Origin of the sequence: Peptoniphilus olsenii (genome assembly GCF_040545475.1) — a bacterium.
Lineage (GTDB): Bacteria > Bacillota > Clostridia > Tissierellales > Peptoniphilaceae > Peptoniphilus_A > Peptoniphilus_A olsenii.
Genome location: NZ_JBEPMA010000016.1, coordinates 1 through 26,297 on the forward strand (window position 1 = coordinate 1; position 26,297 = coordinate 26,297).

At 29.1% G+C, this 26,297-nt stretch carries 30 protein-coding genes and 2 tRNA genes; 20 read left to right on the forward strand and 12 right to left on the reverse strand.

Annotated features, from left to right (window positions below; genetic code table 11):
* Positions 1 to 227 precede the first annotated feature (227 nt).
* The 4 genes from ABID14_RS08635 to ABID14_RS08650 all read left to right on the forward strand — a co-directional run bounded on the left by ABID14_RS08635 (position 228) and on the right by ABID14_RS08650 (position 2,246).
* Positions 228 to 303 (forward strand) — tRNA-Lys (locus tag ABID14_RS08635).
* A gap of 188 nt (positions 304 to 491) precedes the next feature.
* Positions 492 to 761 (forward strand): GNAT family N-acetyltransferase, encoded by a 270-nt coding sequence (locus ABID14_RS08640; RefSeq protein ID WP_354369153.1) that lies wholly within the window; start codon positions 492 to 494, stop codon positions 759 to 761.
* A gap of 182 nt (positions 762 to 943) precedes the next feature.
* The gene (locus ABID14_RS08645; protein WP_354369155.1) at positions 944 to 1,102 is read left to right on the forward strand and encodes a hypothetical protein; all 159 of its coding nucleotides are present in this window, start codon (positions 944 to 946) and stop codon (positions 1,100 to 1,102) included.
* A 130-nt stretch (positions 1,103 to 1,232) separates the two neighbouring features.
* Positions 1,233 to 2,246 carry an alpha/beta hydrolase gene (locus ABID14_RS08650; protein ID WP_354369157.1) on the forward strand — a complete coding sequence of 338 codons (1,014 nt, stop codon included), beginning with the start codon at positions 1,233 to 1,235 and terminating at the stop codon, positions 2,244 to 2,246.
* A gap of 175 nt (positions 2,247 to 2,421) precedes the next feature.
* On the opposite strand, the gene ABID14_RS08655 is transcribed toward ABID14_RS08650, so the two are convergent.
* The 8 genes from ABID14_RS08655 to amaP form a co-directional block, all read right to left on the reverse strand.
* Positions 2,422 to 3,243, reverse strand: coding sequence for a copper amine oxidase N-terminal domain-containing protein (locus ABID14_RS08655; protein ID WP_354369159.1), 822 nt, complete (start codon positions 3,241 to 3,243; stop codon positions 2,422 to 2,424).
* Between the two features lie 110 nt (positions 3,244 to 3,353).
* On the reverse strand, positions 3,354 to 4,097 hold the full coding sequence (locus tag ABID14_RS08660; protein ID WP_354369161.1) for a nitroreductase family protein: 744 nt from the start codon (positions 4,095 to 4,097) through the stop codon (positions 3,354 to 3,356).
* A 91-nt stretch (positions 4,098 to 4,188) separates the two neighbouring features.
* Positions 4,189 to 4,578 (reverse strand): HIRAN domain-containing protein, encoded by a 390-nt coding sequence (locus ABID14_RS08665; RefSeq protein ID WP_354369163.1) that lies wholly within the window; start codon positions 4,576 to 4,578, stop codon positions 4,189 to 4,191.
* Positions 4,575 to 4,928, reverse strand: a complete 354-nt coding sequence (locus ABID14_RS08670; protein ID WP_354369165.1) for a hypothetical protein — start codon at positions 4,926 to 4,928, stop codon at positions 4,575 to 4,577. The genes ABID14_RS08665 and ABID14_RS08670 overlap by 4 nt, the downstream gene beginning before the upstream one ends.
* 396 nt (positions 4,929 to 5,324) lie before the next feature.
* Entirely contained in the window at positions 5,325 to 5,447 is a 123-nt protein-coding gene (locus ABID14_RS08675) for a hypothetical protein (RefSeq protein WP_354369167.1), read from the reverse strand.
* Between the two features lie 120 nt (positions 5,448 to 5,567).
* Positions 5,568 to 6,110 carry an Asp23/Gls24 family envelope stress response protein gene (locus tag ABID14_RS08680; protein WP_354369169.1) on the reverse strand — a complete coding sequence of 181 codons (543 nt, stop codon included), beginning with the start codon at positions 6,108 to 6,110 and terminating at the stop codon, positions 5,568 to 5,570.
* A gap of 18 nt (positions 6,111 to 6,128) precedes the next feature.
* On the reverse strand, positions 6,129 to 6,464 hold the full coding sequence (locus tag ABID14_RS08685) for a DUF2273 domain-containing protein (RefSeq protein ID WP_354369171.1): 336 nt from the start codon (positions 6,462 to 6,464) through the stop codon (positions 6,129 to 6,131).
* A 9-nt stretch (positions 6,465 to 6,473) separates the two neighbouring features.
* The gene (gene amaP, locus ABID14_RS08690) at positions 6,474 to 7,019 is read right to left on the reverse strand and encodes an alkaline shock response membrane anchor protein AmaP (RefSeq protein WP_354369173.1); all 546 of its coding nucleotides are present in this window, start codon (positions 7,017 to 7,019) and stop codon (positions 6,474 to 6,476) included.
* Positions 7,020 to 7,405: 386 nt separating this feature from the next.
* On the opposite strand from amaP, the gene ABID14_RS08695 reads away from it, so the two are divergent.
* On the forward strand, positions 7,406 to 8,599 hold the full coding sequence (locus ABID14_RS08695; RefSeq protein ID WP_354369175.1) for a dicarboxylate/amino acid:cation symporter: 1,194 nt from the start codon (positions 7,406 to 7,408) through the stop codon (positions 8,597 to 8,599).
* 163 nt (positions 8,600 to 8,762) lie between these two features.
* Here the strand turns inward: ABID14_RS08695 and ABID14_RS08700 are convergent, their stop codons facing one another.
* Together ABID14_RS08700 and ABID14_RS08705 are read right to left on the reverse strand one after the other, a co-directional pair.
* Positions 8,763 to 9,215 carry a DUF3021 domain-containing protein gene (locus ABID14_RS08700; protein WP_354369177.1) on the reverse strand — a complete coding sequence of 151 codons (453 nt, stop codon included), beginning with the start codon at positions 9,213 to 9,215 and terminating at the stop codon, positions 8,763 to 8,765.
* A 10-nt stretch (positions 9,216 to 9,225) separates the two neighbouring features.
* Entirely contained in the window at positions 9,226 to 9,663 is a 438-nt protein-coding gene (locus ABID14_RS08705; RefSeq protein WP_354369179.1) for a LytTR family DNA-binding domain-containing protein, read from the reverse strand.
* Between the two features lie 260 nt (positions 9,664 to 9,923).
* On the opposite strand from ABID14_RS08705, the gene guaA reads away from it, so the two are divergent.
* From guaA to secA, 4 genes are all read left to right on the forward strand, one after another.
* Positions 9,924 to 11,450, forward strand: coding sequence for a glutamine-hydrolyzing GMP synthase (gene guaA, locus ABID14_RS08710; protein WP_354369181.1), 1,527 nt, complete (start codon positions 9,924 to 9,926; stop codon positions 11,448 to 11,450).
* A gap of 371 nt (positions 11,451 to 11,821) precedes the next feature.
* Entirely contained in the window at positions 11,822 to 12,667 is an 846-nt protein-coding gene (locus ABID14_RS08715; protein WP_354369236.1) for a MerR family transcriptional regulator, read from the forward strand.
* Positions 12,668 to 12,696: 29 nt separating this feature from the next.
* Complete coding sequence (locus ABID14_RS08720) at positions 12,697 to 13,140, forward strand: ATP-binding protein (protein WP_354369183.1); 444 nt, start codon at positions 12,697 to 12,699, stop codon at positions 13,138 to 13,140.
* Positions 13,141 to 13,989: 849 nt separating this feature from the next.
* Positions 13,990 to 16,725, forward strand: a complete 2,736-nt coding sequence (gene secA / locus ABID14_RS08725; RefSeq protein WP_354369185.1) for a preprotein translocase subunit SecA — start codon at positions 13,990 to 13,992, stop codon at positions 16,723 to 16,725.
* 265 nt (positions 16,726 to 16,990) lie between these two features.
* Here secA and ABID14_RS08730 read toward each other — a convergent pair whose 3' ends face one another.
* Positions 16,991 to 17,617 carry a PepSY domain-containing protein gene (locus ABID14_RS08730; protein ID WP_354369187.1) on the reverse strand — a complete coding sequence of 209 codons (627 nt, stop codon included), beginning with the start codon at positions 17,615 to 17,617 and terminating at the stop codon, positions 16,991 to 16,993.
* Between the two features lie 196 nt (positions 17,618 to 17,813).
* Between ABID14_RS08730 and ABID14_RS08735 the strand changes: the two genes are divergently transcribed.
* The 11 genes from ABID14_RS08735 to ABID14_RS08785 all read left to right on the forward strand — a co-directional run bounded on the left by ABID14_RS08735 (position 17,814) and on the right by ABID14_RS08785 (position 25,234).
* Positions 17,814 to 18,482, forward strand: coding sequence for a GntR family transcriptional regulator (locus tag ABID14_RS08735; RefSeq protein ID WP_354369189.1), 669 nt, complete (start codon positions 17,814 to 17,816; stop codon positions 18,480 to 18,482).
* Positions 18,483 to 18,558: 76 nt separating this feature from the next.
* A tRNA-Lys gene (locus ABID14_RS08740) sits at positions 18,559 to 18,634 on the forward strand.
* A gap of 279 nt (positions 18,635 to 18,913) precedes the next feature.
* Positions 18,914 to 19,747: a glutamate racemase gene (murI, locus tag ABID14_RS08745; RefSeq protein WP_354369191.1), complete on the forward strand. Its 834-nt coding sequence runs from the start codon at positions 18,914 to 18,916 to the stop codon at positions 19,745 to 19,747.
* 147 nt (positions 19,748 to 19,894) lie between these two features.
* A complete protein-coding gene (gene gltS / locus ABID14_RS08750) occupies positions 19,895 to 21,148 on the forward strand; it encodes a sodium/glutamate symporter (protein WP_354369193.1) in 1,254 nt (417 codons plus the stop codon).
* Positions 21,149 to 21,496: 348 nt separating this feature from the next.
* On the forward strand, positions 21,497 to 21,916 hold the full coding sequence (locus tag ABID14_RS08755) for a MarR family winged helix-turn-helix transcriptional regulator (RefSeq protein ID WP_354369195.1): 420 nt from the start codon (positions 21,497 to 21,499) through the stop codon (positions 21,914 to 21,916).
* An 18-nt stretch (positions 21,917 to 21,934) separates the two neighbouring features.
* Positions 21,935 to 22,111 carry a hypothetical protein gene (locus tag ABID14_RS08760; protein WP_354369197.1) on the forward strand — a complete coding sequence of 59 codons (177 nt, stop codon included), beginning with the start codon at positions 21,935 to 21,937 and terminating at the stop codon, positions 22,109 to 22,111.
* Between the two features lie 14 nt (positions 22,112 to 22,125).
* Complete coding sequence (locus ABID14_RS08765; RefSeq protein ID WP_354369238.1) at positions 22,126 to 22,467, forward strand: pirin family protein; 342 nt, start codon at positions 22,126 to 22,128, stop codon at positions 22,465 to 22,467.
* Between the two features lie 33 nt (positions 22,468 to 22,500).
* Positions 22,501 to 22,767, forward strand: a complete 267-nt coding sequence (locus tag ABID14_RS08770) for a pirin-like C-terminal cupin domain-containing protein (RefSeq protein WP_354369198.1) — start codon at positions 22,501 to 22,503, stop codon at positions 22,765 to 22,767.
* A 48-nt stretch (positions 22,768 to 22,815) separates the two neighbouring features.
* Positions 22,816 to 23,904: a hypothetical protein gene (locus ABID14_RS08775; RefSeq protein WP_354369200.1), complete on the forward strand. Its 1,089-nt coding sequence runs from the start codon at positions 22,816 to 22,818 to the stop codon at positions 23,902 to 23,904.
* Between the two features lie 128 nt (positions 23,905 to 24,032).
* On the forward strand, positions 24,033 to 24,578 hold the full coding sequence (locus tag ABID14_RS08780; protein ID WP_354369202.1) for an NADPH-dependent FMN reductase: 546 nt from the start codon (positions 24,033 to 24,035) through the stop codon (positions 24,576 to 24,578).
* Positions 24,579 to 24,784: 206 nt separating this feature from the next.
* On the forward strand, positions 24,785 to 25,234 hold the full coding sequence (locus ABID14_RS08785; RefSeq protein ID WP_354369204.1) for a hypothetical protein: 450 nt from the start codon (positions 24,785 to 24,787) through the stop codon (positions 25,232 to 25,234).
* Positions 25,235 to 25,505: 271 nt separating this feature from the next.
* Here ABID14_RS08785 and ABID14_RS08790 read toward each other — a convergent pair whose 3' ends face one another.
* Positions 25,506 to 26,297, reverse strand: a complete 792-nt coding sequence (locus ABID14_RS08790) for a type III pantothenate kinase (RefSeq protein WP_354369206.1) — start codon at positions 26,295 to 26,297, stop codon at positions 25,506 to 25,508.

The window sequence follows — 26,297 nt, forward strand, 5'->3', positions numbered from 1 at the left end:
CAAAAGAGAATGAGCTTTAGAAGTCTTAATATTATAGTAAATTAGTTAAACAAATAAATTTTATAGAAGTATGTGACCCATTAGCTCAGTCGGTATAAGTAAGTGGCCCATTTCTTGAAAAGAAATGGTGGCAATGCCTTAGTCTTTGCGAAGCAAAAGAGAATGAGCTTTAGAAGTCTTAATATTATAGTAAATTAGTTAAACAAATAAATTTTATAGAAGTATGTGACCCATTAGCTCAGTCGGTAGAGCACTTGACTTTTAATCAAGGTGTCGCGCGTTCGAATCGCGCATGGGTCACCATTTTTTTATTTATTAACAATAATAAAACATATAAACTGAAGTAAAGAGTCATTCTGAATTCTTTGTGTATTTTTGAAGTAAAGATTCTATCTCTTTGTAGAAAGAATAGTATTGGTTTTAAATATATTAGTTTTATTACCATAATACTGGGTAATATTTATATTAACCAAAGTTAAGGAGGAATCTTTATGGAAGTTAAAAGAGGAAACAACTGTTATTATATTGGTGAAAGCGAAAATAATTATAAAGGTATTTTAGAATACCAAGATTTTGGTGATGTACGTGATGCTCAGCATACTATTGTTAAACCTGAATTCGGTGGTCAAGGTCTTGCTGGAGAACTCGTTAAAAAATTAGTTGAAGATGCCAAAAAAGAAGGTAAGAAAATTAAACCTACTTGTTCTTATGTTCTAAAAAAATTAGAAGGACCTGAATTTGACGATTTAAGAGTAGAGTAAAATAAGAACAATACTTTCCTTTTTTTCTAATTTGTTAATAATATTTAAGACTTATCTGCCGTTGCCGTAATTATGGTAACGGCAGATATTTACGATAAGTACTGGGCGTTCAACCTCTTGTCTTAAGAAATAAAATTAGAATTTTTGAAGGAGTATAGTCGAGATGGATAATAATAGGAGTAATGAAGATTGTAATCAACTGGGTTACTTTACCTATTGAAATAGGTTTAGGATTTGCGTTAGGAATTGTTTTAGATAATATTTGGTTATGGATGGCAATAGGTACAGCTATAGGTGTAGTTTTTGGTATAAGGTCATATAAAAGCGAAAAAGAAGATTAAACTAAGAAATCTCAATTTATAGGCTTAACAGTGCCCTTAAATTGAGAGAAAACTTATTATATAAAAACATTGCTATGCGATTTAATATTTTGAATAGGCCTTTTTTTGTTATAATTTCTTAGAGGTGCTTATGAATTATTTTGGTATTGTTTTATTTCTAGTGGCTGTTTTTATTCCTCAAATTCATTATAGACGCAAGAAGCATGAGAGCGTTATGGATTTTAGTGATTTGACTTTTAATGTAATTGAGGAAGATAAAGATAAATATAAAAAAGTTTTATTTAAATCCTATGACGATTTTATCTTAGATGCTAAACTCTATGAAGCGGAAGACACGAAAGCAGTCGTGCAAATTATTCATGGTGCTCTTGAACATAAAGAGAGATATATTGATATGATTAATTACTTAGTTAAATCTGGATATTCTTGTTTTATTTCAGACAATAGGGGGCATGGCCTTTCTACAGATGGTAGATATGAATTAGGATATATGGATGGAGCAGAAAAAATAGTTTACGATAATTTTTTAATTACGGAATATTTGAATAATAGATTTCTAGGTAAGAAAATTTACATATTTGGGCATTCTTTGGGGTCTATCTTTGCAAGAATTTATCTACAAGATTGTGATTTGAAAATTGATAAATTAGTTCTATGTGGACCTCCAAATTTTAATCCGATGTCATATTTGGCTAAGTTTTTTGGGAATATTTTTACTTTTTATTTAGGGGAACATCGCACTTTATTAATATTTAAATTTTTGTATCGAGGGAAAGAAAGATATATGGATTCAATTAGTTATGATACTGATAATCTTTTAGCGATAAAAAATGATGATTTAATGCCAGCTGTTTATAAAAACAGAGCTTATCTTACAGTTTTTGAAAGCGTAGAAGAGTTGAACAACTTAAAGAAATTTAAATGTCAGAATAAAGATTTGGATATTCTAATTATTGCTGGTAAAGAGGATCCGTTTACAGGCTTTGAAAATGGCTTAAATCAAACTATTAAAGATTTAACTAGTATTGGATATAGAAATATAAAAAAGATTGTTTATGACTCAATGAAACACGAGATAATTCATGAACAAGATAAGGAGACTGTATTTAAAGATTTAGTTAATTTTTTTGATGAAAATTATTAATCTTGCATGAAGATAATTATATGATTGGTGCTAAAGATGAGACTTGAACCCATACGTTTAGCATTAGGGACAAGAGTTTCTTTTGAATTAGTAGATAAATATTATTGTATGATTATATATTTAAATTATATAAAAAAGTGGTTCGCAATATATGTGAACCACTTTTAGTTTGAAGTTATTTTACTTCTTTAGTTTCAGTTTTTTCTTCAACTTTTTTGTCTTCTTTGTTATCTTCTTTAACTTCAGCTTTCTCGTCTTTTTTAGCTTCAGCTTTTTCTTCTACTTTTTCTTCTTTTTTGTCTTCAACTTTTTCTTCAGTTTTAGTTTCTGCTTTTCCAACAGTTACTGTTCTTGTTTCGCCATCCCAGTTGATTTCGATGCCAAGTGCTTCTGAAACAAATCTGATTGGTAAGAAAGTTCTGTTATTTTTAACAACAGGTTTTACATCCATTTTTACTTCTTTGCCATCTTTACCGATGTAAGTGTCTTTTTGAGTATTGAAAACAACTTTTTCATCTTTGTTTGTAATAGTGATGTCTTTTGTTTCTTCATTCCATTCAACTGTAAAACCAAGTTTTTCAGAAATAAGTCTTAATGGTACAAAAGTACGATTTTCTTTAATAAAAGAAGCATATTCTTCAGTTTGTTCAACTTTAGCGCCATTGATTTCAAGAACGATAGCTTTTTCATCTTTTTTAGCTTCTTCTTTTACTTCTTTAGCTTCTTCTTTAGCCTCTTTAACGTCTTTTTTAGCTTCTTCCTTTACTTCTTTTACTTCTTCTTTAGCCTCTTCAACGTCTTTTTTAGCTTCTTCTTTTATTTCTTTAACTTCATCTTTAGCAGCTTCTTTTGTTTCTTTTACTTCTTCCTTAGCTTTTTCTTCAACTGCTACAGTGTCGTTTTTAAGTACTTCTTTTGCAGCTTCTTCTGCAAATACTTGAGTAGCTGTTAATGTTGCAAAAGCAGTGATTAGAGCTACTTTTTGAAATTTTTTCATTGGTATTACTCCTTTACAAATTTTGTTTTAATTATACCACAATTTATTTTTAAGTCAAAATTATATGTTATTTTTGTATAATATTATTATATTAAAATGATAAATTAATTTTATAATTTATAACTATTCTTGCGAGCTACATTAAGAAATTCATCTCTTTTTGAGATAGGTTTTTGTGTCTTATTATAAACTTGGTCAGAAAAAGAATCTACACGTCTGTTTGCATCACGTAAATCGTAATAAGTTTGCATTTCCTCATCATATTTTTTAAAAGTTTTTTTATAATCTTCGTAATAAACATAAGAATTTTCAAATACTCTAAGTTCACTAGGAATTTTAGGTTTCATTTGTGGTTTTTGGTTAGGTTTGCCAAATCCCACTCCTACTACAGGATAAGTCAATTTAGGTAAATTCAATATCTCTATAATTCTTTGTGTATCATTTAATATAGAACCAATAAAGAATGCTCCTAAATCCATACTTTCAACCATTGAAACCATATTACTTGCTAAAATAGTAGCATCTGTTAACCCCTGTATGAAAATATCTACATTGGATACGGTATCATAATTTCTGCCATTATCTCTAATTAATCTAAAGTTACGATAGTGATCTGCAATGAATATAAATAGTTCAGGTACGCGAGCTACATATTCTTGGTTACAAACCTTGGCTATAGCCTTCTTTTTGTCTTCTGCTGTAACTCTTATAATACTGGCTTGTTGAAGACCATTGGAGGTAGCGCTGTGCATCAAAGCATTTAGTATTTCTTTTATTATATTATCGTCAATTTTTTCATTAGTAAATTCTCTAATTGTCCTTCTATTGTTTAAAGTTGTAATTATATCTTTCACGAAAATCACCTCTATATTGATAATATCAAAAAAACGAAGTATATTTCAACATGTTTTCAAATTATTTAGTTAAAGCAATTGAGACAGAATTTTATTCATGTAAATATATGTCAATAATAACTTTTAACCAATCATCAATTTTTTCTTTAGATTTTACCTTACCATAAAGGAGTTTGCCAGCATCCATTAGTCTAGAAAAAACAATATTATCTTTCTTAGGAACGTATCCAATTTTTAAATTATCATTTGTTTTAATTACTATGGCACCTGAGTCGTAAGTATTATTTGGTTCCCGATAAAAGTTTAACTTATAATCTATTTGTAGATTTTTTTCTATTGCTTCTATATCATCTATATATGTGGTTCCTGCTATATGTGTTTGAAATAAGAAAATATCCTGTTCAAAAGGTTTAGGCAGAGGAAAATTTTTACTAGGATTATTAGTTGGAAAAATTGGAAGTATAGGTTCTATTTCTTTCATTGTTGTTCTCCTATCATATTCTTAAGAACTGTGTTATAGATGTTTTCTGCCTCACTAAAATGAGCTATAACCTCTGATAATTGGAGCTCTCTTTCTTTTGTTCGTGATACGGATTCCAATATAAATTTAAATTTGTAAGGATATTCATTTTTTATATTATTAATTTTTTCTTTTATTTTGTTTATTTGAGAGAGTAATTTACTCTTCTTAGAATTTAACAGTTCAATCGAATTTTCTGTAGGTACTGTATAATCTTTAGAAGATAAAATTAAATCAATTGTTCCAAGACCAATTAAGTCTCCATTTTTGTATGCTTCTATCGCTCTTTGAAATAATATTTTATCGGTCATAGAAAAATTTTTATTTAAATCTGGGTGAAGAATTTTTATAATTTTTAGATAAAGTGATTATAGTTTTTTAGTTTCATCTAAAGATAGCCTGTCTAATTTAGATAATTCTTTTGCTAAATTTATGTTGTAAATATAATCTTGTAGTTTTAATTGGTATTCTTCAAATTCTATATCAAGCTTTTCTTCAATTTCAAGTAAATCTGTAGGTTCTTGAAGATTAATACATCTTTGAATAAGTTCAATTTTACGTTTAAGTCTTAAAGCAATGCATTCCTTTTCATAGGCTAGCTTTTCTAGTTCTCCAAATTTTAGCCAATATTCATTTTGAATATTTTTGCATATTACTAATTCTAGTTCATCTGGATTTAATATAAGTTTAGCTAGTTTTTCTTCTAATTATTTAATATCTTTTTTTAATTCTATAATAATAGGGGAGATAGCTAGATCTTTGTTTTCATCCATTGGATTATCAAAATCTTGAAATATACTTGCAATAAAAAAGTTATGTAGTAAATTCATAATACCAGCACCTCTTAAACATATATTAATATAATTATACCTTAAATATTAGAATACTTCTCAAAGTAGTAGAATAAAAAAACTGCCGGGGTAAACCGACAGTTTTATAAATATACTAAATTATCTTAAAGAAGGTCCTTGTTCGTAATTTTGATTTTCGTTTCTTTCGTTACGTCTTTTTAGTTCAAATTCTTTTCTTGTCATAACATCATCGACACGCACATTAACTTCTACAACTTTAAGGCCAGTCATTTGTCCAACAGATTGAGCAATATTCCTCTTTAGTTCTTCAAAAACTTTTGGAGCTGAGTGTCCATATTCTAGGATAATAGCCGCATCGATTGCAGCCTCTTTTTCACCAACATCTGCAGATATGCCCTTAGTCAAACTATAACCTCCAAATTGTTCTGAAATTCCAGAGAAGAAGCCACCTTTCATATCTAATACTCCAGAAACTTCGTGGCAAGCAATTGCAGCTATCTTTTCAATTACAGAATCTTCAAAAGTTAATTTTGATTCATGTGTTTGATTAGATTTTGCAGCATCATTTATATTGTCTTGAACATTTTCTACAAAATCTTCTCTCTTTTGTTGTCTCTCCATTTTTTCTTGTTCTTTTTTATTTACTCCTGCGATTTCATTGTATTTTGCTTCGTTAGCCATAGTACATCTCCTTTTAAATTAATATCTACTAAAAAATCTTTCTAACCAAAATAAAGTTTTCGGATTACCATCTTTAAACTTACCATAGATATTGCCTATCAAATATAAGATGATAATTAGAAGTGTTCTAAAAAAACCAATTGTCAAAAATAGTATTGCAATGATAAGTCCAATAAGAGTGTATTTGAACTCATTCCAGTGTAATTTTGTGAAATTTCTAAACTTATCTTTGAATATAGAAACTTCTTCATCTTTTCTTTTGTCAATTACAACTACTTTTTCTTTATCACGGTTTTCGTTTGAGTTCTCATAATTATCTTGATAATCCGGAAAATTCCCATAATTATTCAACATATGAGCCTCCTAAACTACTCTTTTATTGGAATCTTTTTTGATATCATAAAATTCAACATCAACTTTATTAACTGGATAGCCAGTAAAAACTTCCAAATTATCCGCAACATCTTCTCTAATTAAATTGCCTAGTGAATTTAAATCTTCACCATCATATACACCACAGATAACTTTAGCAGTTATCTCATGATTTTTGCCATTGTTTACTTTAACATCTGCTCTTGAATTTCTAACTTCAGGATACTTATTTACTGTAGTAAGAGCATTGTTTTCAATAGCTCGAGAAGTAATAAGCATCTCGCCAGATTTATCTTTATCAATTAAATAATTATTGATTGTAGGAAGAGCAATTGCTTTAATTAAAATAAATAAAGCAAAAAGACCACCTATAATTGATACAATCGTCAAGAAATAATAAAACCATTCCTCAGTTTGATATTTGCTAAGTGTTGCCGTAACATCACCATAATCGTATATTAAAAAATATGAACAAAATATGGCAAGAAGTAGGGCGATAGCAAAAATTATATCAATCCATTTTCGCCATCTTTTCAATCTCATTCCCCCTTTAATACATAACCAATTCCACCAATTGATGATTAACTGCTTATACAAAATATATATCCAGAAAATTGTATTTTACACAGAAAATTTAAAGTAATATGACTCTTAAAATGACAAAAAGACTAGAAATACAATAATAAAATTTTGTACTTATATATTTAGATGTCGTTAAAATAGCATTAGATGTTGGAAAATAGGGAAGTATAAATTTTAACAAATGAACAATGTTCAATTACAAAAATATATTTTATCTTAAAAAAATAATTATTTTGTTTACTAAAGTAAAAATTTTTTTTGACTTTTGATGATTTTATAAGTATACAATGGTAAAATAATAAGAAAAAGTATAGTACTTTTAAAAATAAAAGGAGGATAATATGAAAAAAAATAGTTTTTTTAATACACTAGTTTTTAAACTATTATTAGGAATTATTATTGGTATATTTGTAGGTCGAATTTCTAGCGAGTCACTTATAATAGTAATCGATTCAGTAAAAAGAGTAATTGGTGATTTAATAGGCTACATAGTGCCTCTAATAATATTAGGCTTTATTACACCAGCGATAGTTTCATTGAAAGAAAGTGCAGGTAAAATTTTAACGGTAACACTTGCAATATGCTATATTTCATCTGTAGGTGCAGCTACTATGAGTTTCTTGGCAGGAAAAGCAATTATTCCTAAACTAAATATAGCTTCAAATGTAGGAGCAGGCAATGTAATTCCTGAATCAATATTTAAACTATCTATTGACCCTATAATGCCTGTTATGACGGCACTTGTAACATCAGTATTATTTGGTATAGCAGTAATAGTAACAAAATCAGAAACATGGGAAAATTTATTGATGGAACTAAATAGAATAGTTCTATCTATAGTAAATAATGTAGTTATTAAAATACTTCCAATTTATATAGCAACAACATTTGCAGTGCTTTCTTATGAAGGAGCAATTATAAGTGAATTGCCAGTATTTTTAAAGATAATTTTAATCGTTATAGTTGGTCATTTCATTTGGATGACTCTTATGTATTCAATAGCAGGAGCAATATCCAAGACAAATCCAAAAGAAGTATTTGGTCATTATGTACCAGCATATTTAACCGCAGTAGGAACAATGTCATCTGCAGCAACACTACCAGTAGCATTAAAATGTGCAAGGCAAGCTAAAACTCTAGACCCAAAAATCAGGGACTTTGCAATACCGCTTTGCTCAAACACACATCTTTGTGGTTCAGTACTTACAGAAGTATTTTTTGTTATGACAGTATCACAAATATTGACAGGTAAATTACCAGAAACAGCAAATATGATAATATTCATATTATTACTAGGTATATTTGCGATAGCAGCACCAGGAGTGCCTGGGGGAACCGTGGTAGCTTCACTTGGGCTAATAACATCAATACTTGGATTTAATGACACAGGAACAGCTCTTATGCTTTCAATATTTGCACTGCAAGATAGCTTTGGAACAGCATGCAATGTAACAACAGACGGAGCAATAGCTCTTATGGTAACGGGAATATTTAAAAGAGTACCAGGTAGGGGAAATAATCCAGAAACTAATTAAAAATAGATAAAGAATTAAAACAAAAAGAAGCCAACATGCAAGTTGGTTTCTTTTTTTAATTAAAAGGAAATTATGTTTTATTAAATATAATATTCTGAACAAAATAATATAGAAAAGAATAATAAAAAGTTCTTTTACTGCTCTTATCGCTTTTTCAAGTATTTTAATTATATTTTTTGATATCATTATTTAATTTGGCAACTTTCTGTTTCCAATAAAGATAAACTGTTAGCCATATTACTATATATATAAAAGTGTAAATTATGAGTGTCAATAAAAATCCCTTTAATGACTTACTTGACCATCCTAAATAGTAACTAATTGCCAAATATACAGGAGTAGTTATAAGAAAGTGTATTATTGTTTGCTTTGTTATAGAATAATCTGTCCTATCAAAAACATATGAAGCTGCAGAGAATACACCTCCCAGTACCATTGATGCAAGAGTTTGAACAACCATTGCATTAATTTCGTTGCCAAAGCTTGCAATAAGTTGAGGAGATGCTCCTTGATAATTTTCATGCCCAAGAATTATAGAAATAATTAAACTTATTAAATGACTTATTGAGATTCCTATAAAACTGCCAATTACAAAACGTTTAAAAATAGTTTTCATTTGTTCCTCCTTAAATACCTAATTTTTTTCTAATAATACTTACATATCTTCTTGAACAATATACAGACTCACTATTACTTAAAGTTATACAAATAGTTCCAATGAAATCTAAGTCGATAGATTTAATTTTTTTCACATTTATAATCTCAGAATTTGAAATTCGTAAAAATGAATTTCTTAATCTTTTTTCTATCTCGTACAAAGGTAACTTCAAAGTTAATATTTTATTATGTACAAGAGCATATACTTTTTTATCTTGAGCAAATATCTTTATAATTTCATCTTGATTTATAACTTCTATTTTATCCATATACTCGCCAGCCAAAACGTCTGTCTTAATAGTATTAATATAATCAGTAATTTTCTTTATATCCTCATTTAGAGAGGGGGCTTCGATAGTGAGTATGGGTTCTTTTAAATTTTTGTTAATTTTTATCTCAATTTTCACCTTTCTCCTCCTTACTTTTTCTAAAATAATTATATTTCATGCAATATTTAATTTCTACAAAATTCTGATAATCGGTAGTTATTTACGGATAGGTGGTAATAACTTTCTTAAAAATTTACAGTTATATTCTTAATACAATGTCACTACTATTTTTTCTAAATACACCTATATTATACATTTATTAATACTTTCGCTGAAAACTATAGTAATATCTTTGGTTTTATTATAAAATAAAGTGAGAAAAGATATGGAGGTTTTGCATGATACTTGTAGTAGATTTTGGCGGTCAATATAATCATTTAATCGCCAGAAGAGTAAGAGACTTAAATGTATATTGTGAAGTAGTACCTTATAATAAGGCTATTGACACAATTAAAGAGAAAAGAGATGAAATCGGTGGAATAATATTTACAGGAGGACCAAACTCTGTTTATGAAGAAAATTCTCCACAAATAGATAAAGAAATTTTTGAATTTGGTATTCCTATACTTGGCCTATGTTATGGCATGCAGCTAATGGCACATACATTAGGCGGTAAAGTTGTTGCAGCTCCAAAAGAAAGAGAATTCGGAAAAACAGAAATTGTAACAAAAAATTCCAAAATTTTTGATGAACTCGATGAAAATCAAAAAGTATGGATGAGCCATGTAGATAGAGTAGAAAAATTGCCAGCTGGATTTGAAATAGTAGCAAATAGTAAAAATTGTCCTATAGCAGCAATGGAAAATTTAGATAAAAATCTATATGCATTACAATTTCATCCAGAAGTAAATCACACAGAAAATGGAAATAAAATGCTCGCAAATTTTGTTTTAAATATATGTGGCGAAGAACCAAGCTGGACAATGGAAAATTATGCAAAAGTAGCAATACGACAAATAAAAGAAAAAGTTGGAGATGGAAAAGTACTACTTGCCCTTTCAGGGGGAGTTGACTCATCAGTAACAGCAGCATTAATATCAAAAGCAGTTGGAGAAAACTTAACATGTATATTTGTGGATCACGGACTAATGCGTAAAAATGAAGGTGACGAAGTAGAAGAAGCTTTCAAAGACAGTGGAATGAAATTCATCAGAGTAGATGCAGAAAAAAGATTTTTAGATAGACTCGCAGGAGTTACTGATCCAGAAACAAAGAGAAAAACAATTGGCGAAGAATTTATCAGAGTATTTGAAGAAGAAGGTAAGAAAATAAAATCAGTAGATTACCTAGCACAAGGAACAATCTATCCAGATGTTATAGAATCAGGACTTGGCGACTCAGCAGTAATAAAAAGTCACCACAATGTAGGTGGACTACCTGATTTCGTAGATTTCAAAGACATTATCGAACCCCTTCGCATGTTATTTAAAGATGAAGTGCGTGATCTAGGGCGTGAACTAGGACTTGCAGATTATCTAGTAGATAGACAACCATTCCCAGGACCAGGACTTGCAATTAGAGTTATGGGAGAAATAACAAAAGAAAAACTAGATATCTTACGAGATGCAGATAAAATATTTAGAGAAGAATTAGAAAAATCAGAAATAGCAAGAGAAGTAAACCAATACTTTGCAGTTCTCACAAACAATAGAACAGTAGGAGTAATGGGCGACTTTAGAACATATGACTATACATTAGCTCTAAGAGCAGTATCAACAACTGACTTTATGACAGCAGATTTCTCTCGTATACCTTGGGATATATTAGATAAAGTATCAAATAGAATAGTAAACGAAGTAGATCATATAAATAGAATAGTGTATGATATCACAAGTAAACCACCAGCAACTATAGAATGGGAATAAGTTTGAGATTTTATAACATTTGATTTTGTGGATAATTCTAATAGTGTAAGTGGTTTATGATAAATTATTGATACTAAAATGAGTGGCAAACCACTGTAAATGGAAAAATTTTAGAAATTAATGACTAGCTAAAAAACATAATTCTGATTTTCTTATATCTGATTTATGAAATATTTTAAGCTAGTCTTTTTATTTGATATTAATATAATTAAAAATTATAAATTATTGAAAGAGTAAGACAAAATTATTCAGTAATAATAAATCAAAAAACATTAAATCAATAGAATTGTAAATAAATTATAAAATATTTCTTGACCTGTCCCTTGGGGGCGTTGATATGCTTAATTTAAAAGGAGGTAAGTATTGTGTTAATGAATGAAGTTAGGGAAAAAACTGGTCTAACACGCAAAGCGATAGAGTATTATGAGGAAAAAGGATTTATTACCCCTAAAAGAGAGCAAAATAATTATAGAGTATATTCTGATGTGGATGTTGATATATTAAATAAAATATCTATGTATAGAAAATTAGAATGTTCTATTGATGAAATTAAAGATATTTTACATGGAAATAGTAATTCTTCATTAGCAATCATCATTCGAGATAGAGAAATTAAATCACAATTAGAAAAAACTAGAGTAGAAACCTTAAAATTATTACTTGATGGAGCAAATATAGAACAAGTCAAAGAACAATTGAAAGTTATAGATAATCAAGAGACTATATATACCAAGTTAACGAGGACTTTTCCAGGATACTTTGGTCAAGTATTCTTTTTATCCTATAAACCTTTTTTGTCTGATAAATTGGATGACGATAAAGTTAAATATTATGAGAAATATATTGAATTTCTTGATTCTATGTCTGATTTTGATATAGGAGATAATGAGAAAAAATATCTTGAGGAAGCGTCAAAAGAAATATCAAAACTTGATTTAGAGACTATTAATCAACAAAAGCTTGAGGCTATATTCAATGCAGAGGAATGGTTAGAAGAAAACAGAGAAATTATAGAAGACTATAAATTATTTAAGAAAAGTGATTTATATATTAATAATCCTATATACCGAATCCAAGAAAAATTGAAAAAGCATATGGAGAGTTCAGGTTACTATGAAAAAGCTATTCCTTTAATGAGAAAGTTTAGCCCATCATATGATGAATATTACAAAAAGTTGATAGAAGCAGATAAAAAGTTTATTGATAAGTACATGTAGATTGAAATTATAAATCTATTTAAAATACGGTGGAAATTAAATCTACCGAAAGAAGGAACCCAATCACAGCGGATGTATTTGCTAGAATGAATTTAATGGAAAGACGAGGATCTGGACCTAGAAAAATCATAGAAGCTTATGAAGCAGAAGAAAATTATAAAGAAGAATTAAAACCTGAGTTTAAGTCAACAGAATCTTTTTTTACTACAATTTTAAAGAATCTAAATTACGACACTCAAAATGACGGTCAAAATGAGGATGAAAATGACGGTAAAAAATTAAAACCAAAAGATAGACGAAATAAGATGGTGAAACTTATAAAAAAAAATTCAAACATAACAACAATTGAACTATCTCATATATTATGGGTATCTATAAGTACGATTGAAAGAGATTTAAAAGTTCTCACAGATGAAAAAATGATAGAGTATGTAGGCAGTTCTAAAGATGGATATTGGAAAGTAAATAAATAAAGTTAATAAGAAAATCAAATTCTCACGAAAATAATATAATATTCGGGATAAAGTTTTAAGAGAGATCTTTGCTATTTTTTTGTAGCTTTAGTAAAATCATGACCATCAATTACACGGTGGTCATGATTTGTTTAAAATTTAAAAGAAGTGCTAAGAATGAATAAAGAAAAGACATTAAAGTAAGTCAAAACAGAAATAGAAATCTTAAAGAATAAAAAGATAATTATGAGAATCAGATACAACAATTATAGAACAGAGAAAAGATTTTAATCAAAGATGCCTAGATAAAAGAGCAGAAAAAAATTTTAAATTCAAGATAAAGTGTTTCAAAATAAAAATTGATAATTAAAAACATATTAGGAATAAGGAAGAAGTCATGAAAGATAGGATGGTATAATTAATCTGGGTTTGTGAAGAGTTTTGTGTATCAGATTCTCTTGATAGTATGTGAGCTTATATTTTTTAAAAATTTCTTAAAATTTAATAAATTCTAAAGTCCAATTTCTTAGATTTATGTAACTGATTTTAGCAAAATAAAAAAATTGTATTTTTTTGTATATACTTTTTAATATTAAATACCTAGTATTGACTTCTCTCATATTATTTTAAAAGAATTATATCAAAGTGATGTGATATTTAATTAGGGTTATTTTAAAAATATTATCATCCTAGTAAATAAATGTTAAATTATAGATAAAGTTTCATAATTTTGACCTTATTATGTTGACTTTAATTTTTAGTAAACATATAATTTATTAGGAGCTATGGAGAACGCCCAAAATATTGATTTTACTTGAAATATAGGGCTTTTAATGATAAAATTAAGTCTTGAGCAAAAGGAGTGGTAAAATGGGTTTAATGGAAAAGATTTTCGGAACCTATAGCGATAGAGAACTGAAAAAAATTGAACCACTAGTAAAAAAAGTAATGAGTCTTGATGAAGACATACAAAAACTTTCTGATAGTGAATTAAAAGAAAAAACAGTTGAATTTAAAAATAGAATTGCAAATGGTGAAACTACAGATGATATTCTGCCTGAAGCTTTTGCTGTAGTCAGAGAAGCGGCTTGGCGTGTGCTTGGAATGAAGCATTTTAGAGTTCAAGTTATTGGTGGTATTATTCTTCACCAAGGTAGAATTGCCGAAATGAAAACTGGTGAAGGTAAAACTTTGGTTGCTACCTTACCTGCTTACCTAAATGCCCTTGAAGGTAAAGGCTGTCATATTGTCACAGTAAATGATTATTTGGCTAGTCGTGATAGGGACTGGATGGGTAAAGTGTATGAATTCTTGGGGCTTTCTGTTGGTTGTATCATCCACGATATGAGTCAAGAAGAAAGAAAAGAAGCCTACAATAGTGATATTACTTATGGAACTAACAACGAATTTGGTTTTGATTATCTTAGAGATAATATGGTAATTTACAAAGAGGAAATGGTTCAACGTGACCTACATTATTGTATTGTCGATGAGGTTGACTCTATATTAATTGATGAAGCTAGAACTCCTCTTATAATTTCTGGTCAAGGTGATGAATCTGTTGATTTATATGTCAGAGCAAGAGATTTTGTCAATACTTTGACCTCAAGAGTTAAGACTGAAGATGAATCTAGTTTTGAGAGATTTAATAGAGAATTTAAAGAAGAAACTGTTGACTATGTAATAAATGAAAAAGATAAAACTTCTACTCTTACAGATAAAGGTATTGCCAAAGCTGAAAAATATTTTGGAGTAGAAAATCTTGCTGATGCTAATAATATGGAACTTTCTCATCATATTAATCAAGCTTTAAAAGCTGAAGGTAATATGAAAAGAGATGTGGATTATGTAGTTAATGAGGATGAAATTGTAATTGTTGATGAATTTACTGGTCGTCTAATGTATGGACGTAGATATTCTGAAGGTTTACACCAAGCTATTGAGGCTAAAGAAGGTTTAAATGTCCGTGCTGAGTCCAAAACTCTTGCTACAATTACATTCCAAAATTATTTTAGGATGTATGATAAGCTTGCTGGTATGACAGGTACTGCCATGACTGAAGAAGGCGAATTTAGGGATATTTATAATATTGATGTTGTAGAAATTCCTACTAATAAACCTGTTATAAGAAATGATGAAAATGACCATATTTATAAAGATGAAGATGCTAAGTTTAAAGCTGTTACTAAAGAAATAGCAGAGGCTAATGAGAAAGGACAACCTGTTCTTGTTGGTACTATTACTATTGACAAATCTGAAGAATTATCTAAATATTTGAAACGTGAGGGAATAAAACACAATGTTTTGAATGCTAAAAAACATAAACAAGAATCAGAAATAGTTGCTCAAGCTGGTAGATTTGGTGCTGTAACAATTGCTACGAATATGGCAGGTAGAGGTACCGATATTGTTCTTGGTGGTAATCCTGAATTCCTTGCTAAAAGAGAACTTCAAAAACAAGGTATGGAAGATGAAATGATAGAATATGCTGATTCGTATTTTAAAACAGAAGATGATGAAATTCTAGCTGCTAGAGAAAAATACCAAGCTTTAGTTCAAAAATTCAAAAAAGAAACTGATGAAGAAGCTCAAAAGGTTAAAGATGCAGGTGGATTGCGTATAATTGGTACAGAAAGACACGAGTCTCGTAGAATTGATAACCAATTGCGTGGTCGTTCTGGTCGACAAGGAGACCCAGGCTCATCTAGATTTTATATTTCTGCAGACGATGATTTAATCAGACTTTTTGCTGGTGATAGATTTAAAGATACTATGGAAAGAATTGATGCACCAGAAGATGAACCAATTGAACATAGAATTTTAACAAGATTAATTGAATCTGCCCAAAGAAAAGTTGAAGGTAATAACTTTAGTATTCGTAAAAATGTATTGAAATATGATGATGTCATGAATAAACAAAGAGAGGTCATCTATAGCGAAAGAAGAAAAGTTTTAGAAGGCGAAGATATCCACTCTGATATAGTAGAAATGAGAAATAGTGTGATTGAAAGTGCTATTGATTTCTATAATAAATTAGATGATAACAACCAAAAACACTTAGATTTTGAGTCAATTAAAATCTTTGGTGTTAGTACATTTGGTTTTGATGAAGATTTCTTAAGAAAACTAGAAGAGCCTAATGCTGAAAAAGTTAAAGAATATATTAAAGAATTAGCTAATGATAAATACGCAGAAAAAGAAGAAGAATTTGGCGAAGAGAAATTTAGAGAAATTGAAAGAGTCGCTCTTCTTCAAAATGTTGATCAAAAATGGATGGATCACATTGATGCTATGGATCAATTGAGAAAGGGAATAGGGCTGCGTGCAGTTGGTCAAACAGACCCTGTAAGAGCATATGCTGAGGAAGGATTTGACATGTTTGAAGCTATGAATGCTTCTATACAAGAAGATACTATTAAAATGCTTTACCATGTAGTTAATCCAGAAGTACAAAGAAAAAGGGTTGCTAAAGAGGTAGAAACAGTAAATCCTGACGACGGCAAACAAAAACCATATGTGAGAAAAAATAAAAAGATTGGACGTAATGACCCTTGTCCATGTGGCAGCGGTAAGAAGTATAAAAATTGCCACGGTAAATTTAAATAATATATAGTTAAGACAGTTCCTATTTTTGAACTGTCTTTTACTTTTTAATACTAAAATTTCTTAATACTGGATTAGTATAAAAAAGAATTTGAGCTCATACTTCAAGTAATAAGATTTTAAAATGCATCATAATAATTACTAAATTATTATAAGGAAGTTTAGGCGTAATATATAATCTTTTGGTTACCAGCAGAATGTGGATTATGCTTGCTATATACTAATACTTAATAAAAAAGTAGTCTACATATTGCAGACTACTATATTTTTACATATCTTTTTCAATTAATTCTTCCGTTTCAAAATCATATTCATAACTTATGTCTTGGGTTTTATTAGTATATTCTAATTCAACTTTTAATTTTCCATCGTCTTCTGTTAGTTTATACTCGTTTAAAATATAACTGTCAGCAACGTCTGCGTCAGTCTTTTCGATAAATTTATCAATTTCTTTTAGCATTTCTTTTGAAATCTCTATATTATTTTTTTCGTCAAGTTCTATTGCTTCTTTTTCATCTTTAATTACAGATGCATCCTCTGTGTTAATAGCTGTTTCATATTCGTTTTCGTCATCATAAGCTTTGATTTTATACACTGGTTTGTCATTTTCTTCTGTCAATTCAAAAGCTCTAATTTTTGCATTTTTATGCGATTCTAAAAATTTATCGTAAGCTTCTTCTCTAGAAACAGTAGGTGCAGGGCTAGCATCTTTGGCATTTTCAGTGACTGAGGCATTTTGTTCTGCATTGGCTGGGGTTTCTAAATTGCCTTCAACTTTAGTGTTATCGTTCATAGTGTTTGTGGTTGTTTTATTTACATTGGCTCCATCTTTGTTACAAGCAGATAAAACTAATGCTGAACTAATTGCAATTGCGGTCAATAATTTTTTAATCATTTTTATTCCTCCGTTTTAAAATTGCTTTATTTTCTTTATTATAAATTTTTTTACCCATTGAAATTAAAAATAAACTTTTTTTATGCTATCAAATGCGCTCAGTTATGATATAATATTTTTAACGGAAAAATAATTGTACTTTTATGTAATTCATGAAAACATTTTAGTAGAAAATTTAATATTTTAGGAGGGAATTATGGATCTTAAAAATACTAAAAAATCACTTAGTAATTTAGTTTATTTAGATCTAAAAGAAAAAATACTTACTAATGAGCTACTACCTGGCAATAAATTAATTGAGATGGATATAGCTAAAGAATTAGGGGTCAGTAGAACTCCTGTGAGAGAAGCCCTTAAAAAGCTTGAAGATGATGGTTTAGCTAAAAACTTCCCAAGAAAATCTTATTTGGTTTCCAAAATTTCAATGAAAGAGGCCAAAAATTTATACATAGTTAGGGAAGCTTTGGAACCATTAGCGGTAGGACTTTTAGCAGAAAAAGGGTTAAATGGAAGAACTAAGTATTTTGAAGAGATAAATGAAAAACTTGCTAAAGAAATAGAAAAAGAAGATTCAAATGATATTCAAAATCTAATTATTGAGTGGAATATTGCTCTTGTTAGCTCATTGAACAACGAAATATTAAGAGAAGTTATGATTATGGTCAATAATAGACTATACAGATTTGGAAATTTTATATTTAGAGATAAAAACAATTTAAAAGTTCATTATGAAAATTTACAAAAGGTTTTTAATTGTATAAAAGAACAAAAATCTGATGAAGCAAAACAAGCAAGTATTGAAATGATAGAAAACATTTACAAAATGTTTGAATCACAAGTAGACTATAAAATGTTTAGAAATTAAAAAAACACTTGACACAAGTGTTTTTTTTTAATATAATTATTTTCGTTGTAAAGTTAAAGTAAAAAATAATTTACACGTACCTTTAGCTCAGATGGTAGAGCAACTGACTCTTAATCAGTGGGTCCAGGGTTCGATTCCCTGAAGGTGCACCATAAAAAAAGCTGTAATTGTGACTGTTACAGCTTTTTTTCTTTATATTCTATTACTTAAATTTGTGAAAAAATGTTTTATATTTTTTTAGAATCTTTTCATTTTATTTATTGGTAGCTTTATTGCTTTGAGAATTACGCTATTGTAAATTAATTACAATCATTCTTTTCTTTAAATAAGAGTATTTTTTATGGTTAAAGTGTTATAATTATATAAGGATTAAACGGTTTTTTAAATTATTGCTTAATTTTGTTAAGTTTTGAGAAGTTGGTGAATGGTTAATGAGTAATGCTATAGGTCTTTTTGATAGTGGGGCAGGTGGACTTTCTGTTCTAAAAAAAGCCATAGATAGAATACACAATAAAAATTTCGTATATCTCGGCGACACAAAAAGAATGCCATATGGAGTTAGAAGTCCTGAAGAAATTAAAAATTTTACCATTGAAGCTATGGGCTTTTTACAAGATAAAGGTGTGGATTTATCTGTCATTGCTTGTAATACAGCTACATGTCATGGACTAGATGCTTCACAAAATAGATATGATTATCCAATTCTAGGTATAATCAGTTGGGGCAGTATTGATTCAGTTAAGGTAACTCATAATAGAAAAATAGCTTTAATTGGAACAGAGTCTACTGTTAAGAGTAAAGTTTATGATAATACCATAAAAAGTTTAGATTCGGGGATTGAACTTAGATCAATTGCCTGTCCAGATCTTGTTCTCGCAGTTGAACGAGGTGAATTTGAAGAAAAGCATATGGAAAAAATTATCAGAAATCATTTAAATGAATTTGGTGATTTTGATTATGATACCATAATATTGGGATGTACGCATTTTCCAGTAGTTAAAGATTCATTTAAAAAGATTTATAAGAAAGATAATAGAAATGTAAAAATAATCAATCCAGCTCATCTATCAATAGAAAGAGCAATGGAGATTTTGTCAATAGAAAAGGATAATGAACCTATTGATAATAGGACTATTGATTTTTACATTACTGGCGATGTAGAGGCTTTTAAACATACATTAAATCAAGTATTAGACTTGAATGGATTTAAGCTTTCTTTTCATCAAGTAGATTTAAGTAGTTTTGATAAATATTTGAAAAAATAAAATGTGTGATAATTAAACTAGATAGTTTTTTTATCACACATTTTATTTTTTTGATAAATTGTTAACCTAAAAGTATTGTAAAGTATATGTAAATATGTTAACGTTATACTAATGACAGATTTATTTCACATTAAAGGAGGTTATAATATGACTTTTGAAAATATTGACGGTATTTTTACAATAAAAACTGATAGTACAATGACTCTTGCTTTGGCGGTTATTTTACTATTAGTGGGATATGGACTTAAAAACAGAGTTAAGTTTTTAGAAAAATATTGTATACCAGCTCCAGTAATTGGAGGATTTTTATTTATGTTTATCACTTGGGGAGGACATATATCAAATTCTTTTGCCTTTGAGTTCGAAAACATTTTCCAAGATACCTTTATGTTAGCATTCTTTACTACTGTAGGACTTGGAGCAAGTTTTGCTCTGCTAAAAAAAGGTGGGAAAGCACTTATTATTTATTGGCTAGTATGTGGCGTTGTATCAATACTGCAGAATACAATCGGAATGGTAATTTCTAAAATTGTGAATTTAGAATCACCATATGCACTTTTGTCTAGTGCAATTTCTATGATAGGAGGACATGGAGCTGCTCTTTCTTATGGAGATACATTTGCCAAAATGGGTTATGAGACTGCACCATTAGTGGGTGCTGCTGCAGCGACTTTTGGACTTATATCAGCAGTGTTAATAGGAGGTCCTCTTGGTAGAAGGCTAATTGAAAAAAATAATCTATCTCCAGATACTTCCGATGAAATTTATGATGATAGCTTATTTGAAATAAATGCAGCTTCAGCAACAAAATCTACAGAGCTTGACATTATAAAAAATGTAGCAGCGATTATAATTGCTATGGCACTTGGTACAATAATTTCTGCACAAATAAGTAAAATCATAAATATGGATTTTCCTACTTATGTAGGGGCAATGTTTGTTGCAGTTATTCTTAGAAATTTAAATGAAAAATTTAAATTCTATAAGTTTGATTTTGCTTTAGTTGATGGCATAGGAAATGTTATGCTAAATTTATATTTATCACTTGCACTAATGACTTTAAAACTTTGGGATTTGGCAGGATTATTGGGAGGAGTACTACTGGTTGTAATGTGCCAAGTTTTATTTATATCTCTGATGGCATATTTTGTAGTATTTAAAATATTGGGCTCTGATTATGATGCAGCCGTTATGTGTGCAGGAATGTGTGGTCACTCATTAGGAGCAACCCCATCTGCTATAGTAAATATGACGGCAGTAAACGAGAAATACGGAATGAGTAGAAAAGCTATGATGATTGTTCCAATAGTAGGAGCGTTTTTAGTAGATATAATTTATCAACCACAAACTATTATCTTTATAAAAACTTTTGTGGAGGGAGCAAGCAAATATATTAACTAATTTTTAGAATCTGTCATTTTATTGAAGGGAACATTGGATGTTCTCTTTTTTAATGCTAGGATTTAATTTTACTTATTTATACAGAATAAATACTCTATAGAAAGATTTCTCACTACACAAGTACACGGAGATTCTAATTTTTAATATTTTCTGCTCTTGTAGTTTAAGAGTTAAAATTTTATTCACTTATCATTATTTATAATTTTTTTATCATAATAGTATATTATCTATATAATGAAATAATATAATTGCTATAATATAATAATTTGTGTTATTAAAAAATTTTTGGGTAATAATTTTTATGTGAAGATAGTTTGTATACCACCTATTTAAAAAAGGGGGTTGTAGATGTTAGAAAATGAATTTCATTTTAGTATATTGCGATGTTTTAATAAATCTAACCAGCATATAATAAAGGCAATTAGTCCTTTAAATTTATGTTTTGGGCAACCAAAAATATTGGAGTATTTGTTAGAAAATGATGGAGCAAAGGCAATTGATATTGCTGATGGTTGTGCACTTGATAAGTCAACTGTAGCAGGCCTTATACTTCGCATGGAAAATATGAATTTAATTGAAAAAAGAGAAAATAAAGAAGATGCTCGTTCAAAGAATATTTATTTGACAGATAAAGGAAGAAAAAAATCTCAAGAAGTAAAAGAAATTGTTAAAAAAGTAGATGATAAAGCAATGAAAGACTTTAGTGAAGAGGAAAAGACTCTGTTTATTAATATGTTAAATAGGATAATAGATAATTTAAGTGATTGATTTTTTGGAGATAAAAAGATGAATAGAAAAGTTAAAGGATTTAGAACAACAGATGGTGCAGGAGTAAGTCTTGTCAGAGTATTGGGTAATCAAACAGTAAAAGAATTTGATCCAATTTTAATGCTTGATTCGTTTGATAGTACTAACCAGATGATTACACAGCGGGTTTTCCTCTTCATCCACACAGAGGAATAGAAACAATATCATATATCTATAAAGGACAAATGGTACACAAAGACACTTTAGGAAATGAAGATGGCATTTCTGATGGTGAGGTTCAGTGGATGAACTCAGGTTCTGGAATTCAACATGCAGAGTCATTGCCGGAGTCAGAAAGGATGCTAGGAGTACAACTATGGCTTAATTTACCTCAAAAAGAAAAGATGAGTAAGCCAAGTTACCACAGTATTAAAAATGCAGATATTGAAGAGATAGAATTTGATGGTGGATATTTAAGGCTATTAGCTGGTAAATATAAAGATAGTGAAGGCTTTAAAGGAGAACATCTACCAATGAATTATTATGATATTCATTTAAACGAAAATGCATAATTTACAGTAGATACCAAAGAATATGATTCTGTTATGATTTTCACTTTAATAGGTGATGTCTATGTAGAAGGAGAACTTATAGAAGAAAAAACTGCTGCAAAACTTTCAAACGGGGATACACTTACTATAAAAAATACAGATAAAAAAGCACAAGTTTTATTTGTAAGCTCTAAGACATTAAACGAAGATATAGCCTGGGCAGGCCCAATTGTAATGAATACAGAAGAAGAACTTAGGACTGCTTTTGATGATTTGAGAAATGGAACTTTTATTAAAGAAGAAATAGAATTTGATGCATAATTATAAAAAGTTTAGAGTCCGTAGTTAAGTATTTAAAATGGAGGCTTTATGAAAGTAAAAAATTTCGAAGGATTAAAAGAGGCTATTAGAAAAAATGAAAGTACTATAGAATTGGAAAATTCCATAAGTGTACCAGAAAGTTTGCATCTAAATAAAGGGCAAAAAATTTTAGCAACTAAAGATGATATTTTTCTAAGTTTTATAAATGGAGATGGCATAGCAATTGCAGGAGATAATGAAGTCTCAAACTTAGCTATTCAAACAGCTCCAAATAGAAGAGTCATCTTTATAGATTCAAGCGAAGATGATTTGGGAGATATAATTTTTGCAGATGCTCGTGCATTTGCTGAAAAACCACTTAAGTATGGAGTAAGTATTTACGAGGGAGCACTCACTGTTTATAATTTCAATCCAAAAGAAGGCAGTTTGATAACTCTAGATGCTCAAAATATAAAAATTGGTCGGAAAAAAGCACCAGTGATTGGAAGTGGAATTTTAATTTCCGGATTTAATGATGAAGTAGGAAAAGTAGAAATTAATAAGCTATCTACTTCAGATATATATTCCAATGGAATGATACCAACAGGACAGCCCGATCTAATAACCGGTGGCATATTTATATCATATGGAGCCCATGCAAATGAAATCATATCTGAGGGTTCTGTTACAACATATGGCACTAATGATATGGTATTGGATGTATGGGTAACTGTGGATAAATGGAAAGTTGAAGGAAAGATTACAAGTTTTGGGCCAAGTGTCATTGGATTTGTCAACTTTGGAACAGTTAAAAGTTTTGTGGCCAAAGAATCTATAAAAACTTTTGGATTAGGTGCAAGAGGATTTAACCAATATGATGGAACTATAGAAGATGCATTCTTTGAGGAAATAATAACTGAAGGCGATGGATCTATTGGAATGCAATTTTCAAGACCAGTTGGAAAAATAAAAATAGGGAAAAATATATCGACAAAAGGTTCAACTGGCAAGACTCTTGTAAAAGGAGAAATAAAAGAATTGGCAGCAGATGGAATTAGTGTTTTAAAAGATGCTGTAATAGATGAGTTAGTAATTGGTGGAGACATAGTCACTCATGGAGATGAAGTTGTATCTTACCATATTGACAATGGGAAGTGAAAAGTTTAAAAATAAATGGTGAAATTTTAACCAAAGGTAATAATTCCCAAAAAGTAGTAATTGAAAATAATGGTAAAACTGATACCAAAAATATTGAAAAATATATTAATTAAATTTGGAGGAATAGAATGAAAATAGGTTTATTAGTAGGTTCACTTAGAAAAGAATCATGGAACAAAAAAGTGGCACAAGTGGTGCAAAAATTATTTTCTGAAGATATAGAAGTAAATATGATAGATATATCTTATTTACCATTTTATAACGAAGATTTAGACGGCGAAAATCCCATTGACGAATACAAAAAAATAAGAGAAGAAATAGGAAAATATGATGGATATATGTTCTTCACACCAGAATATAATAGATCATATGCACCAGCCATCAAAAATGTAATAGATATAATATCAAAAAACCCAACAGGTAATCTTTGGAATGGAAAACCAGCAGCAGTATTTAGTGCATCAATTGGACAATATGGGGGAATGGGTGCAAACTTTGCCTTAAGACAACCTCTAGTGTGTGTAAATCTAATACCAATGCAAAGACCAGAAGTTTATTTAGCAACAATTGACAAACTATTTGATGGAAATGGAAATATTGATAAGAACACAGAAGCTTATTTACAAACTGCTGTAAATGAATTTATAGAACATGCAAAAAAAATTATAGGATAATATATAGCCCTTAACTTTTAGTTAGGGGTTTTTTATACAATAAAAACAAAATAAATAGCGTGAAATAGTTTACAATATATATAATAGTAGTTAAGATATAGCTAAAATACGATAAAGATTTACATTGAAAGAAATAATAGAAATATGCAAACGTTTAAAAATTTTAAGTTATCGATTCTATATAATAATTTTAAGGAGGAAGGTAAATGAAAAAATCTACCGTAAATACTTTATGTGTGATATTAATCCTATTGGTGGGAGTTGTTGGATGCAGCAAAAAACCTAAAAATGATAATAATGTCACAAATAATAAAGAAATGAGTTCTACAGAAAAAACAGAAAATAATATATCTTCTAATACCAATGAAAATGGTACACAAGTAGTAGATGAAGATATAGAAGATACTGTAGAATATGCAAAAGCAGGATTTAGCGGTGAGAGAAATGCAAGTTTTGATGAAAGTGAAGATGGCACTAAATTAGAAAATTTTAAAGTAGAACTTATCAAAGATAGTCCAGAATTTAAAGGCAGCATAACTGATTATACTTATGAATATAAAGATAAGAAATATAAAGGTGATTTAAAGGTTGATTATACTGGAGGAACTGAAGGTAATTATTACGCTACTTATACAGGAGAACTGAACGAAGTTTGAAATTAATTAAAAATCCAAAATATTGATTGAATTTTAAATATTGATACTTTGAAATTAAAAATAAAATTTTACTTTGTTTAACAGCCGAGGCGGGGTATTTATTTTTATTTTTAATTGGATTTTGATTTGTCTATTTTAAATAGATATTAGTATTAGTAAATATAATTTGTAATTTAGCTATATGTTTATAATTGCCCATATTAAACCCCCTAATCTATTTAAAGCTTAGGGGGTTAGCACAAAGTGAGTGTGGGCGATTTTTAATTTTATTTTAACTATAATTTTTCTCGTATATCAATCTTAGACCCTCAAGGCCTAAATTTTCATCTACAATTAGTTTATAACTATCTTGTTTTAATAATAGTTTTGCAAATATACCCGTAATTATAATTTTTATTTTTGATTTATCTAAATTATATTCTCTAAAAATATCGTCCAAAATACCTAAAATGCTATTTTTATATCCATAGTATAAGCCCGATTGCATGGCTTTTATTGTACTATTGCCAAGCACAGAGTTGGCACTTACTATTTCAACTTTAGGAAGTTTTGATGTTTCTGCAAACAGGGATTTTTGCCACAAGTCTATTCCAGGCACAATTAACCCCCCGATAAACTCTCTTTTTTCATTAATTAAATCAATTGTAGTTATTGATGATGCTGAAATAATTATTATATTCTTGTCATATTTAGAAATAGCCGATACGCCTCTTGTTATCCTGTCGGAGCCTACTTCTTTTGGATTTTCGCATTTAACATTTAAACCAGTTTTTAATCCAGCTGATACGATAATTGGTTCTCTTTTAATCAAGTATTTTGACACATCTTGATAGACAGGGAGTAGTTCAGGAACTACGCAAGATATGATAATATCATTGATATTTTTTATTACTATATTTCTGTCCAAAAGCATTAATTTCAAAATCAATGCAATCTCGTCAGCTGATTTTGAACGATCAGTTTTTAAAGAAAAATACGAAATTAATTTTAAATTTTTATTATTTTCACTAGAATAAATACCAAATGTCGTAAATTTATTTTCTAGATCAATAGCAAGTAACAT